Annotated in this window: 11 protein-coding genes; 4 read left to right on the top strand and 7 right to left on the bottom strand. The window is 27.9% G+C overall.

The genetic code is table 11. The features are described from left to right. Position 1 precedes the first annotated feature (1 nt). Positions 2 to 781 (top strand): GTP pyrophosphokinase, encoded by a 780-nt coding sequence (locus I6E17_RS00705; RefSeq protein ID WP_176828808.1) that lies wholly within the window; start codon positions 2 to 4, stop codon positions 779 to 781. 28 nt (positions 782 to 809) lie between these two features. Here the strand turns inward: I6E17_RS00705 and I6E17_RS00700 are convergent, their stop codons facing one another. Genes I6E17_RS00700 through polA form a run of 6 tightly spaced genes read right to left on the bottom strand, consistent with a single transcriptional unit; the run spans position 810 to position 9157 of the window. Then, positions 810 to 2351, bottom strand: coding sequence for an Eco57I restriction-modification methylase domain-containing protein (locus tag I6E17_RS00700; protein WP_176828807.1), 1542 nt, complete (start codon positions 2349 to 2351; stop codon positions 810 to 812). Beyond that, positions 2351 to 3811, bottom strand: a complete 1461-nt coding sequence (gene murJ, locus I6E17_RS00695; protein ID WP_176828806.1) for a murein biosynthesis integral membrane protein MurJ — start codon at positions 3809 to 3811, stop codon at positions 2351 to 2353. The genes I6E17_RS00700 and murJ overlap by 1 nt, the downstream gene beginning before the upstream one ends. 16 nt (positions 3812 to 3827) lie before the next feature. Continuing rightward, a complete protein-coding gene (locus I6E17_RS00690; RefSeq protein ID WP_235234917.1) occupies positions 3828 to 4562 on the bottom strand; it encodes a segregation and condensation protein A in 735 nt (244 codons plus the stop codon). Continuing rightward, complete coding sequence (locus I6E17_RS00685) at positions 4552 to 5487, bottom strand: bifunctional riboflavin kinase/FAD synthetase (RefSeq protein ID WP_235234916.1); 936 nt, start codon at positions 5485 to 5487, stop codon at positions 4552 to 4554. Before I6E17_RS00685 ends, I6E17_RS00690 begins: the two co-directional genes overlap by 11 nt. A 10-nt stretch (positions 5488 to 5497) precedes the next feature. Continuing rightward, on the bottom strand, positions 5498 to 6409 hold the full coding sequence (whiA, locus tag I6E17_RS00680; RefSeq protein WP_176828803.1) for a DNA-binding protein WhiA: 912 nt from the start codon (positions 6407 to 6409) through the stop codon (positions 5498 to 5500). A 15-nt stretch (positions 6410 to 6424) separates the two neighbouring features. Next, a complete protein-coding gene (polA, locus tag I6E17_RS00675; protein WP_235234914.1) occupies positions 6425 to 9157 on the bottom strand; it encodes a DNA polymerase I in 2733 nt (910 codons plus the stop codon). 150 nt (positions 9158 to 9307) lie between these two features. On the opposite strand from polA, the gene I6E17_RS00670 reads away from it, so the two are divergent. The 3 genes from I6E17_RS00670 to I6E17_RS00660 all read left to right on the top strand — a co-directional run bounded on the left by I6E17_RS00670 (position 9308) and on the right by I6E17_RS00660 (position 12534). Continuing rightward, positions 9308 to 9733 (top strand): single-stranded DNA-binding protein, encoded by a 426-nt coding sequence (locus I6E17_RS00670; protein WP_176828801.1) that lies wholly within the window; start codon positions 9308 to 9310, stop codon positions 9731 to 9733. Between the two features lie 58 nt (positions 9734 to 9791). Further along, positions 9792 to 11342 carry a glutamine-hydrolyzing GMP synthase gene (gene guaA / locus I6E17_RS00665; protein WP_419180969.1) on the top strand — a complete coding sequence of 517 codons (1551 nt, stop codon included), beginning with the start codon at positions 9792 to 9794 and terminating at the stop codon, positions 11340 to 11342. 103 nt (positions 11343 to 11445) lie between these two features. After that, on the top strand, positions 11446 to 12534 hold the full coding sequence (locus I6E17_RS00660; RefSeq protein WP_235234911.1) for a DNA cytosine methyltransferase: 1089 nt from the start codon (positions 11446 to 11448) through the stop codon (positions 12532 to 12534). Between the two features lie 18 nt (positions 12535 to 12552). Here the strand turns inward: I6E17_RS00660 and I6E17_RS00655 are convergent, their stop codons facing one another. Further along, positions 12553 to 13311 carry a hypothetical protein gene (locus I6E17_RS00655; RefSeq protein ID WP_235234910.1) on the bottom strand — a complete coding sequence of 253 codons (759 nt, stop codon included), beginning with the start codon at positions 13309 to 13311 and terminating at the stop codon, positions 12553 to 12555.

Below are 13311 nucleotides of genomic sequence, written 5' to 3'. Positions count from 1 at the left end.
GGTGAAAAAATTGCTGGACAGAAAAAACTTTTTTGAAAAATTTTCAATTGAGGAGGAATATTTTGAGTCAACAGGTCTTAACTGGGATGAACTTGTAAAAATCCATGATGACTATATAACTCTTGTTCCAACTCTTGAAAAACTTGCAGATGAATTTACTTTTAAACTTATTGACACCAAAACTGTCCACTCTGTAAGAAGAAGAGTAAAGAAACCTGCCCATCTTATAGAAAAAATAATAAGAAAAGGGAAAAAGTATGTAGATAGAAATATATCTGTTAAAAACTATAAAGAAATTGTAACAGACCTTATAGGAGTAAGAGTTCTTCATCTTTTTAAAGATGATTGGATTGATATTCACAATGAAATTTTAAAGTTTTGGGATGTAGCAGAAACTCCACAAATAAATGTAAGACCTGGTGATTACAACATGGATCTTCTTAAAGAAACCATGAAACATCTTAACTGTGAAATTATAGTAAGAGAACATGGTTATCGTTCTGTACATTATCTTATTCAGACAGAATCTGAAACAGGAGAAAAATTTTATGTTGAAATGCAGGTAAGAACTGTTTTTGAAGAAGCATGGAGCGAAATTGATCATATTATAAGATATCCTTATGATGTAGATAATCCTATTTTAAATGATTATTTAAGCATTTTTAACAGAATAGTTGGAAGTGCTGATGAAATGGGAACATTTATTAAAAATTTAAAACCTGCTGTAACTGAAAATATGGAGTATTCTGACGACAGAGAACTTGATAATAAATTTAAGTAAAACAAAAAGAGAGCGTATAAGCTCTCTTTTAATTTTTATCTAAATATACCTTTTCAAAATATTTATCTATTTCATTCTGAACTTCTTCTGAATAATTTTCTATCTGTTTTTTAACTAAATTTTCAACATATAAAATCTCATTATTTTTATCATTACTCGGATAAAATAAAGGGACTTGCTTTAAAGGGGTAGTATAAAATTCAAGATTATATCCTTTATGTTTTCCGTTATTTTTATACCATCTATAAAAAATTTTAGAGTTAAGATATCCTAGAATATAAAAAATATTAAAATATCTATCTTTTAAAGTCAGATAATATATATCTGCACTTCCATAAAATTCTCCTTTACTATATGCAAAAAAATTAGTTTTACATCTTTGCCTTACAAGAATTTTTTCATCCTTCATTATATTTTTATCTCTTGCCCATAAAAGCTGCCACCATTTTAAAGCACCTTTTCTTACTTCTCTTCTTTTTAATAAAGTTTCTTTATAAGGCATAAAAAAATTTTTCAATTCATCTGAAATATCATCTGTTTTTTCAATATAGTATATCCAGAAATAATTTTTATCTATACAGCTATACTTAAAAATATCTTTATTCTTATAGAATGGTTTCAGATATTCTTTAAATTTTTCATTATATTCTTTTGTAATAAAAGCCTTATCACACCCTGTCACTATTCCTTGATTGATATTAAAAATTTCTCCTAATTTATGTGTGCTTTTCTCACTTATCTTTTTATTAAATTTTCTATTCTCTTCATCAACAAGAATAATATTTCCTTTTTCATCATAAAGATTACTATTTTTTAAAGTAAATTTATTTCCTTCTTTTTCTATATTTATTTTATCATTTACATTTTTCTTTTCTTTTTTCCATGAAAAAATCATATTATGTTGACCTGGAGCATCTTTAAATATGGAAATATTATAATCTATTATATCTGTATAGTTTCCCTCTTCTTTTAGTTTTTTTCTTAAAATTACCGCACTGTCAGCTTTAAGCCAGTAATTTGTTGTAACATACACAAGAATTCCTTCTTCATCTAAAATATCAATACCTTTTTCTATAAAATAATAGAAATAATCCATTTTACTTTCATAATATTTTCTTCCAAACTCTGTTTCCTTGAGCTTTCTAAAAATTTTTTGATGATTTTTTTCTCCTAAATATGGAGGATTTCCTATTACTATATTATATTTTATTTTTTTTTCACTTAAAAGTGAATCTTCTTTAAAAAATAAAATTTCTCCTTTAAGATTATATCTTTTTAAAATCTCCTGCCCATCTTGTTTATAGATTTCAAGAGCATTTTCATCAATATCATATCCTCTTATCCAATCTGAGTTAAAAAAATATTTTCCTGTTATTTTTTTTGAAAGTTCTATAAGTTTTATAAGCATTACAGTAAGAAGATTTCCCGTTCCACAGGAAAGATCTGCTATTTTCAAATTTCTTAATTTTTCTTCAGTATACTCTTCACAGAAATAGTTTTTTATTGCAAGTTCAGTTATAAAATCAGCATATATAAATGGTGTGTATACTTTATAATTTGAAATTCCCATTAAAATACCTCTAATTTTTTCTTATACAATGTATATCCCCATAAAGCAAGATAAACTGCACCAAATACTGCAAGTTTAACTATAATATTTTTTAACCAAAAGCTTGCTGCAACTGCTATCATTGAACTTATAAGAACTTTTATAAGAAAAATACAAACAGGTTTTAAGCTCAGAGAAATATATTTTTTTCTAAATGTATATAAAAGTAATGAAAAGTTTACCATTGCTGCCACAGAAGTTGAAAGAGCAAGCCCTCTATATTCCATTGAATTTATTAAAAGAGCATTTAAAAGAATATTTATTACAATTGCCGATATTGAAAACTTAACAGGATCTCTGCTGTTTTTCATTCCATAAAAAGCTCTTGTCATAAGATGTATTGCAGTATAAAAATAAAGTCCTAAAGAATAATAAAAAAGTGATTCAGCAGTTATCTTTACTGCTCTTCCTCCAAATTTTCCATATTCAAAAATAAGTCTTATTACATCTTCTGAATAAATAGTAAGAACTATAGTTGATGGCACAACTAAGAACAATAAAATATTAAGTCCTTTTTTAATATCCTCTTCTACAGCTTTAAAATCTTTATTAACAATTTTTTTTGAAAGAGCTGGATAAATTACTGTAGAAATTGATATTCCAAAAACCCCTATAGGAAGATTATATACTCTTGTTGCATTTTCAAGTGCTGATACTCCTCCTGTTTCAAGATATGAAGCAAAAAATTGATCTACTATTGTATTAAACTGTCTTGCAACAATTCCTACAAGCATAGGAACCATAAGATAAAAAATTCTTTTAAGATATTCATCTTTGAAATCAATCCTAAATCTATATCTTCCTACTCTTTTAAAAAATTGTGGAAGAACTATTATAAGTTGTAAAAAACCTCCTACAAGAACCCCATAAGCCATAGCTTTTATCCCATAAGTTTTTCCAAAAAATATTGCTCCTCCAAGAATAGCAATATTGAAAAATATGGAAGTTGATGCTGGCACTGCAAAACATTTAAAATTATTAAGCACTGCACAAATCATTCCTGAAAGGCTTATAAAAATGAAGTAACTTGACATTATTTTTAAAAGATCAGATGCAATAAATTTTGTTTCATCTGAAAATCCACTCACTATAACTGTTATTATTTCTTTTGAAAATACTATCATTCCAAGTGAAACTATAACAGAAAAAATAAAAACTATATTAAGAATTGAAAAAATAAATTTTTTCCCCTCTTCTTCCCCCTGCTTTTCAACTTTTTCATTATACATGGGGATAAACGATGTTCCTAGTGCTCCTTCTCCAAGAAGTTGTCTGAAAAAATTACTTATTTTAAATGCACTGAAAAAAGCATCTGTTCCTGCAGATACACCAAAATAATAAGCAACAACAACACTTCTTGCAAGTCCAAGCACTCTGCTGACTAATGTTATCAGCATTACAAGTATTCCACTTTTAAACATTGAACCTCCACACCAATCAGCTTTCTATTTTTTTTATAATAATCTTTTCATCATTGTTTATTATATCTGCTTTTCCTTCTTTATAAATATCAAGAAGAGCAAGAAATATATAAACTAGATGAATTCTGTTTTCTGCTCTTGAAAAAATTTCATCAAGAGTAAGAGGTTTTTCAAAAAGAATAACTTTAATTTTTTCTATTTCCTCTTCAACTGAATATACTTTTTCATATTTTATTTCAATAACTTCTTCATCAATTACTTTTAAATATTTCTTATAACTATTATAAATATCTTCTGCTTTCAAAGAATTAAGATCATATTCTTTAGATTCAGATTTTCTTATCTTTCTTCCTTCTCCTCTGGAATAAGAAATATTAAATTCACTTCCCATGCTGTTAATTCTATCTGCCACATCTTTAAAAAGCTTATATTCTTCAAGCCTTTGTTTCAATACTTTTTCTGTTTCAAGCTCTTCATTTATATGTAGGACTGACACTGCTTTTATTTCAAGAAGCTCTGCAGCTGTCATAAGAAATTCTGTTTTTATTTCAAGATTATCTTTTTTGGATCTTTCAAAAACAGCAATATATTCGTCAATAAGCTGAGAAATTCTTACCTCTGATATTTTTAATTTTTTCTTATCTATAAGATATAAAAGAAGCTCAAGTGGCCCTTCAAAATTATCTATTTTAAGGAGAATATCATTTTTATTTTCAACAGCTTTTTCAAAATTTTCATTTTTATTTTCCATCAGAATAATTTCTCCAGTTCTCAACATCTTTTTGTATTCCTATTTTTAAATCTTCAAATGAATCAAATTTTTTCTCAGGTCTCATAAAATGTTCTATATTCACATAAATTCTTTTTCCATAAAGCATGTCATTAAAATCAAGAATATGCACCTCTACACTTAGTTCTCCTGGTTTTAATGTAGGATTCTTTCCTATATTTATTACTGAAGAATATTGCTTTTTATTTTCTCCTTCAATAACTGTGCTTCCTCCAAAAATTCCAAAAGGAGGATAAACTTTATTTACAACTTTTAAATTAGCTGTTGGAAAACCTAAAAGTCTTCCGTATTTCTTTCCATGTTCCACTATTTCTGAAATAAGAAAAGGTCTTCCTAAAAAACAGTTTGCAAGTTCTAGCTCTCCATTAAGAATAAGATTTCTTATAAGTGTTGAACTTAATACATACCCTTTATATTCAACAGGAGGAACTTCATTTACTATAATATTCTTTTCTTTGCTTATAGATTTAAGGTATTCTGTATTTCCTGCTCCTCTTTCTCCAAATGTATAATTAAATCCTACAAATATTTCTTTTGCTCCAAGGGCATTTATTAAAATATTATCAATAAATTCTTCTTTTGTGCAGTTTGCAAATTCTTTATCAAAAGTTTGAAGTACAACATAATCAACACCCATTTCTTCTAAAAGATATAATTTTTCTTCAAGAGTATTTATCATTTTAGGAACTCTTTCTGGAAAAATCACTTCCATAGGATGATTTGAAAATGTAAATACAACAGATATCCCATTATTTTCTTTTGCTTTTTTTACTGCTTCAGATATTAATACTCTATGTCCTCTATGCACTCCATCAAAAGTTCCAAGAGCAACATAACTATTTTTTAGTTTTTCATTTCCTTTTAAAATATCTTTTATTATTTTCATATTAATTGTATTACTCCTTTGGTTGTTCTCCATTTTCCTCAAGAAGCTGGTTATATATTTCCTCTATTCTTCTGAATCTATTTCTTATTCCTGATTTTGAAATACCTATCATTTCAGCCAGTTCCTGAAGAGAGCTTTCAGGATTTTGAAGTCTTAAAAAAGCCACTTCTTCTAAAACAGGAGTCAGATTATTTATACCTATTTTTGCTCCTATATAATTAATCTGTTTTATCTGTCTTAGCCCTGTATTAAGAGTTTTCGTTTCATTGGCAACTTCCCAATTCATTTCTCTTATTGTCTTATTTTTTAAGTCTTTCATCATTGTAGTTTCTTCATATTTATAAAATTCTTTTATAGAACCATTTATTACAAGTATATCCATAATATCTTCAGAATTTCTAAGATAAACAAGATTTTTATTTCTCTTTTTTGTTTTTGATACTTTTTTACCTAAATCTCCAAGAATTTCATAAAGTTCTTCTGCTATATCTTCATTATCTATAAAAAAATCCAAAGCATATTCTTTTTCAGGACTTTTAATATATCCTGTAGAAAGAAAAAGTCCTCTTATAAAACCTGCTGTTTTTTCTTCATCTTCACGAATAGCTTTTCCTCTATATTCTTCAAGAAGATTTAAAAAATCTCTGAATCCTTTTTGATTAACAATTCCTATTATATATATATTATGTTCTCCAAAATTTTTACTTGTAGAATACTTTACATTTAATTTAAGATTTGTAATCTCTTTTAAAATTCTATATACTCTGTTAGCAAGTTCAATACTTTCCAACTTTAATTCTATATGATCATTAAAAACTGCATTTTTAGCATCTAATATTCCTCTTAACTCTGCAGTTTTTTCTTTTACTGTATATCCGCCCTTTTTTATTATCTCATTTTTTACTTGATAAGTATAGGACATCTGAAATCTCCTTTCTTATTTTGCCTCTGCCCAGTTATTTCCTACAGAACTATTTACTTCAAGTTTTACATTTTTAAACTTAACACTGTTTCTCATAATATTTTCTATAACTGTTCTGTACTCTTCAACCTTTTCATCTTTTATTTCAAATATAAGTTCGTCATGAACCTGAAGCAGCATTTTTATATCTTCTTTTCCTCTTAAAAATTTATAAAGTTCTATCATAACTTTTTTTATAACTTCTGCTGCTGTCCCTTGAATAACAGTATTTACTGCCATTCTTTCTCCTTGATTTTTTATATTTTTATTTCTTGAATGAATACCTTCTATATCCCTTCTTCTGTTAAAATATGTTTCTGCATATCCTGTTTCTTCTGCTTTTTGTATTATTTCTGTTTCAAGCTCTCTTACTTTTGGATATTCTGCAAAATACTTTGCAATATAGTCTTCTGCATCTTTTCTTGTTATTTTAAGTTCTTTTGACAAACCAAAAGCAGTTTTTCCATAAATAATACTAAAGTTTACAATTTTAGCTGCTGTTCTTTGTTCTCTTGTAACTTCCTCACTTTCAGAAAGCCCAAATATTTTTCTTGCAGTAAGATCATGAAGATCTTTTCCTTCTGCATATGCTTTTATAAGATTTTCATCCTCTGAAATTTCTGTAAGAACTCTTAGTTCAATTTGAGAATAATCTATTCCAAGAAGTTTATAACCTTTCTTAGCAATAAATCCTTCTCTTATTCTCATTCCATCATCAGTTTTAACAGGAATATTCTGTAAATTTGGATCAGATGACGAAAGCCTTCCTGTAGCTGTTCCTGTCTGATTAAAATTAGTATGAATTCTATTATTTTTATCTGCAGATTTTGGAAGAGCATCAATGTATGTTGATTTTAATTTAGAAAGTTTTCTATATTCAAGAATATATTTTGCTATTTCTTCTCCTCTTGCTTCAAGTTCTTCAAGAACTTCCACATTCGTTGAAAGACCTGTTTTTGTTTTCTTTACAGGAGCTATATTAAGATTTATAAATAAAACTTCTGCTAATTGTTTAGGGGAATTAAGATTAAATTTTCCTCCTGCAATTTCATATATTTTTTCTTCAAGAATATTTAATTTTTCTCCTACTTTTGCACCGAATTCATAAAAATACTCAGGATTAATCATTATTCCTTCCTCTTCCATAGAATTCAGAACTTCAATAAGAGGAATTTCTATTTCTTTTAAAACAGGAATAAGATTTTTTTCTTCAAGCTGCTCCTTAAGAGAAAAATGAAGTTCTCTTACTGCTTCTCCTCTTTCACGAATATAATTTCCATATTTTTCTATATCTGTTTCTTCAGGTTTTTCTTTTCCAAAAATATCAGCATATTTTTTTATGTCTTTCATAGTTTCAGCAGCAATCATACTTTCAATATTTTCTCTTGTCTGAGCTGTAATAAGATGATATGCTAGCATTTCATCAAATTCCATATTTTCAGTTGGAATTTTATAATAATTTCTAAGAATATTTTTAAAATTATATGTTACAAATTTTTTATCCATAGAAAATATTTTTTCAATAAGTTTTTTATCTAGATTTCCATATTTCTCTCCTATCTTAAGATTATGATAAAGAGGAACATAATAATCCCTTTCTTCTCCTGCAAAAACTACTCCTATATTTTCAGCATAGAAATATATAAATTCTTCAGATTTTAAATCATTATACATCTTTTCAAATTTTTCTTCTGTATCAATAATCATTACCATACTGTCTTTTTCTTTTTTAGGCTTTAGAACAGATTCGTTTTCTACATTAAAAAGCCCAAGCTGTCCCACTTGCTCTGAAGTTTCCTTTTCTTCATATTTCTCTTTTTCCTCTTCTTCAGAAAGCCCCATTCTTTTTATAAGAGCTTTAAAACCTAACTCTTTAAACAGTGATAAAAGTTTTCTATTATCTACATTATATTCTAAATCCTCTATTTTTATTTCAAGAGGAATATTTGTTTCAATAGTTGCAAGATTTCTGCTTAAAAAAGCTATTTCTTTATCTTCTTTTATATTATTTATAAGAGAAGGCCCTATTCCTGATATCTCTTTTAAAGAATCTATATTTTCATAAATTCCTTCAAGATTTTTATATTTTTCAAGCATAGGTATTGCTTTTTTAGGACCTACTTTTCTTACTCCAGGAATTCCATCACTGCTGTCACCTATAAGTCCAAATAAGTCAGGTATCATTTCAGGATAAACACCAAGATGTTCTTTTACATCTTCAGGAGTTGAAAGAATTTTAAATCCACCTCCATCTCCTTTTCCAAGAAGAGCAATATTTATATTTTTATCAAGAAGCTGTGTCAAATCTTTGTCACCTGTTATGATAATAATTTCATAATTTTCTTTTGAAAATTTTTTTCCAATTGTTCCCATAACATCATCAGCTTCATAGCCTGAAATTTTAAATCTGTCTATTCCAAAACAATCAAGTACCTCTTCTATTCTGTCAACCTGAACAAGAAGATCTTCAGGCATTGCATCTCTATTACTTTTATATTCACTGTATATTTTACTTCTTTTTAGTTCTGCTCTTTTTATATCCTGAGCCGCTCCTATATAATCTGGAGAAAATTCCTTTATAATACTTAAAAGGGTATTAGTAAATCCATACACTGCTCCTGTCGGCTCGTTTTTTGTTCTAAAATTCATATTTCCATAAAATGCCCTGTACATAATTGCACTGACATCAAGCAATACTATCCTTTTCATATCTTTTTCCTCCATTTTATTATTTCCCTATCAATTATATCATAATTACCATTAATATTGAATAAAAGCACAACAATTTTCATTGTTTTTAATTTGCTTTTCTGTTATAATTATTAGTAATCAATTATGTATTTACTAGGAGGAAAATTTATGAATTTAGTTATTTTAACAGGAAGACTTACCAGAGATCCTGAACTAAAATTCGGTCAAAGTGGTAAAGCTTACTCAAGATTTTCTTTAGCTGTTGACAGACCTTTTCAAAAAGGAGAGGCTGATTTTATAAACTGTGTTGCATTTGGAAAAACTGCTGAGCTTATTGGCGAATATCTTAGAAAAGGAAGAAAAGTAGGTGTACAAGGAAGAATTCAGATGAACAGATATGAAGTGAATGGAGAAAAAAGAACTTCTTATGATGTTTTAGTAGATACTGTTGAATTCCTTGAAAGTAAAAATGGCACTGGAGAAGATTCTTCTTACAGCAGCGGAAATTATAACGAAGGTTTCCAAAGAGCTGCTGAACCTGCAAAATCTGCTCCTGTAGGAAATGATTTTGAAGATGATGAATTTCCATTTTAATTAAAACAATTAATAAATAATTAAAAAGGTTTTTAACCATTTTATAATATTAAAATTTTTGGAGGTATTAATGAAAAAGAATAGTATTCTTATACTAGATTTTGGTTCTCAATATAACCAACTTATAGCTAGAAGAATAAGAGAAATGGGAGTATTTGCTGAAATAGTTCCATACTTTGAACCAATTGAAAATATTGTGGCTAGAGAGCCAAAAGGAATTATTCTTTCTGGAGGACCTGCTTCTGTTTACTTAGAAGATGCCTTTATGATAGATAAAAAATTATACGATTTAGGTATTCATGTTCTTGCAGTATGTTATGGAATGCAACTTACAACTCATCTTCTTGGAGGAAAAGTTGAATGTGCTGACAAACAAGAATTTGGAAAAGCTCATCTTATTTTAGATGATGCATCTAACCCTCTTTTTGAAGGTATTCCTAATGATTCACAAGTATGGATGAGCCATCAGGATCATGTTACTAAACTTGCTCCTGGATTCGTTCAAATTGCTCATACAGATTCTTGTATAGCTACTGCTTACAATGCAGAAAAAAATATCTACTGTGTTCAGTTCCATCCTGAAGTTACTCACACTGAATATGGAAAAGAACTTTACAGAAACTTCGTTTTCAATATAGCAAAATGTGAAAAAAACTGGAGCATGACAAACTATATTGAAGATACTATTGAAAAAATAAGAAAAACTGTTGGAGATAAAAAAGTTCTTCTTGGACTTTCAGGAGGAGTTGACTCATCTGTTGCTGCAACTCTTATCCATAAAGCAATCGGAGATCAGTTAACTTGTATCTTTGTTGACACAGGACTTCTAAGAAAAGACGAAGCTTTAAATGTTATGAAAATATATGGAGAAAACTTCCATATGAATATAAAATGTGTAAACGCTGAAGCAAGATTCTTATTTAAACTTGCAGGTGTTTCTGATCCTGAAGCTAAAAGAAAAATAATAGGAAAAGAATTTATTGAAGTATTTAATGAAGAAGCAGGAAAACTTACTGATGTTGATTTCTTAGCACAAGGAACTATATATCCAGATGTTATTGAATCTCAATCTGTAAAAGGGCCTTCTATGACTATAAAATCTCATCACAATGTTGGAGGGCTTCCTGAAGATATGAAATTCACTCTTCTTGAACCTTTAAGAGAATTATTTAAAGATGAAGTAAGAGCTGTAGGAAGAGAATTAGGAATTCCTGACCATATGATAGATAGACATCCATTCCCAGGACCTGGACTTGGAATTAGAATCCTAGGAGAAGTTACTAAGGAAAAAGCTGACATCTTAAGAGAAGCTGACAATATCTTTATTGAAGAATTAAGAAATGCTGATCTTTATAACAAAGTAAGCCAAGCTTTCGTTGTTCTTCTTCCTGTAAAATCTGTAGGAGTTATGGGAGATGTAAGAACTTATGAATATACTGCTGTTTTAAGATCTGCAAATACAATAGACTTTATGACAGCAACTTGGTCTAGACTTCCTTACGATTTCCTAGAAAAAGTTTCAAACAGAATTATCAACGAAGTTAAAGGAATTAATAGATTAACTTACGATATTTCTTCTAAACCACCTGCTACAATAGAGTGGGAATAATTTGTATTTTGGTGTGAAAGCTTTTCTTAGTAAAAGCTTTCACATTTATTTTTTATTACAAAATTAATAAAAATATATCCATCTTATTAACACAGGAGGAAAAATGACAAAATATAATGTCATTGATTTATTTGCTGGTGTAGGAGGTCTAAGTTACGGTTTTTCTAAAATATCAGATTTTAATATAATTGCTGCAAATGAAATAGAAAAAGATATTTCTATAGCATATACTTTAAACCACCCTGATGTGAAAATGATAAATTGTGACATTAACGATTTAACAGAAGAAAAACTTAATAAAGTTTTAAAAAATAAAAAAATAGATATTATTGTAGGAGGACCACCTTGTCAATCTTATTCAACATTAGGGAAAAGACAAATGGATGACAGAGCAAATTTATTTATGCAATATAAAAGAATTTTACAAATTCTTAAACCTACAGTTTTTGTTTTTGAAAATGTTGTTGGAATTCTAACTATGGATAAAGGAAATCTATTTAAAAAAATTCAAACTGAATTTGAAGAATTAGGATATATCCTTAAACAAAAAACTTTAAATGCTGCTGATTTCGGTGTCCCTCAACAAAGAGAAAGGGTAATATTGGTTGGTATGAAAGAAAAAAATAATTTTATATATCCTATACCTACACATGGAGAGGGACTTAAACCATATGTTACATTAAAAGATGCAATAGGAGATTTACCTTGTATCAAAAGTGGTCAAGAAAAAAATTATTATGAAACAGATATTGGAGACAACGAGTTTTTAAAATTTGTCAGAGCAAATGTTGATAATTTCCTTGAAGAACATAAAGCTCCTAAAAATGGAGAACATTTAATTAAAATTATGGAAACTCTTAAAGATGGACAATCTAAAAATGATTTACCTGAAGAAATTCGTCCTAAAAGTGGATACGGTAATACATATGCTAAATTATGGTGGGAAAAACCAGCTACCACAATAACACGTAATTTTGCATGTCCATCTTCATCTAGATGTATTCATCCTCGTGATTCAAGAGCTATGTCTATAAGAGAGGGAGCTCGCTTACAAAGCTTTCCAGATGATTATAAATTTTATGGAGCAGATGGTATGAAACGGCTAGAAATTGGCAATGCCGTTCCACCACTTCTTTCTATTGCTATAGCAAAACAAATATTAGAAGCATTAAGAAGTAAAGCAACTCCTTAAAAAGAGTTGCTTTATTTTTCAATATATAATATCTAAATAATAAGGTGGCTCATCAGGAAAAAACCATTGAAATGCCTTTTCTGGAATTGAAAATACTTTTTGTCCTTCCATTTCACTTCTTGTAATCCAGTTAGTATTATTTTCATTAATGTTAGTTATATTTATTATAGCCATAGTTCCATTAAATAAATCAAAATGAACAACAAATGATATAATTTTTTCATTTTCAAAAACACGCTTTGCTTCCTGAACTTTATGATATTTTATATCATTTATCCCAGTAAATCCTGATTGTATCTCAAGCCTAATAATAGTATCATTTAATTTAATTTCTAAATCTGCCATTGGTGATTTAGAAAAAGTTTTAAAATCTGTAAGACTATCATGTCCTACAGTTTTTATAGATTCTTTTGATACTCCAAAAATAATAGAAAGAGCTGGTGCAAAATATTTACATACTATATAACCTCTCATCCAATTATAGTATACATCTTCAGGATTACGCCCATTATTATTTAATTTTGTAAAAATATTATTTTCTTTCATAATATTGTAAGCCTTATCAATTTCCAAGTTTATTTTATTCATTGATGACCAATTAATTTTTGGATGAACAACATAATTAATTTTTTGAAATATTTCTTTTAACCTTAAATTATATTCTTCTATTTTCTCCCAATTTATATAAACAATATCTTTAGCTTTAAAATATTTTTTTAAATTTTCTTGATTTTTAAATCCCAATTGTTTTCTATATTCTCTATAATCAAAACTCAT

This window comes from Fusobacterium perfoetens (assembly GCF_021531595.1).
Classification (GTDB): Bacteria; Fusobacteriota; Fusobacteriia; order Fusobacteriales; family Fusobacteriaceae; genus Fusobacterium_B.
Note: the sequence above shows the minus strand (reverse complement) of the source record. Positions and strands in the feature narration are given on the sequence as shown.

What these genes read in the sequence shown, in the direction of transcription:
- I6E17_RS00660 (WP_235234911.1), top strand. Translation starts at nt 11,446, where the DNA reads ATGACAAAATATAATGTCATTGATTTATTTGCTGGTGTAGGAGGTCTA.
- I6E17_RS00700 (WP_176828807.1), bottom strand. Translation starts at nt 2,351, where the DNA reads ATGGGAATTTCAAATTATAAAGTATACACACCATTTATATATGCTGAT.
- polA (WP_235234914.1), bottom strand. Translation starts at nt 9,157, where the DNA reads ATGAAAAGGATAGTATTGCTTGATGTCAGTGCAATTATGTACAGGGCA.
- I6E17_RS00655 (WP_235234910.1), bottom strand. Translation starts at nt 13,311, where the DNA reads ATGAGTTTTGATTATAGAGAATATAGAAAACAATTGGGATTTAAAAAT.
- whiA (WP_176828803.1), bottom strand. Translation starts at nt 6,409, where the DNA reads ATGTCCTATACTTATCAAGTAAAAAATGAGATAATAAAAAAGGGCGGA.
- murJ (WP_176828806.1), bottom strand. Translation starts at nt 3,811, where the DNA reads ATGTTTAAAAGTGGAATACTTGTAATGCTGATAACATTAGTCAGCAGA.
- I6E17_RS00690 (WP_235234917.1), bottom strand. Translation starts at nt 4,562, where the DNA reads ATGGAAAATAAAAATGAAAATTTTGAAAAAGCTGTTGAAAATAAAAAT.
- I6E17_RS00685 (WP_235234916.1), bottom strand. Translation starts at nt 5,487, where the DNA reads ATGAAAATAATAAAAGATATTTTAAAAGGAAATGAAAAACTAAAAAAT.
- I6E17_RS00670 (WP_176828801.1), top strand. Translation starts at nt 9,308, where the DNA reads ATGAATTTAGTTATTTTAACAGGAAGACTTACCAGAGATCCTGAACTA.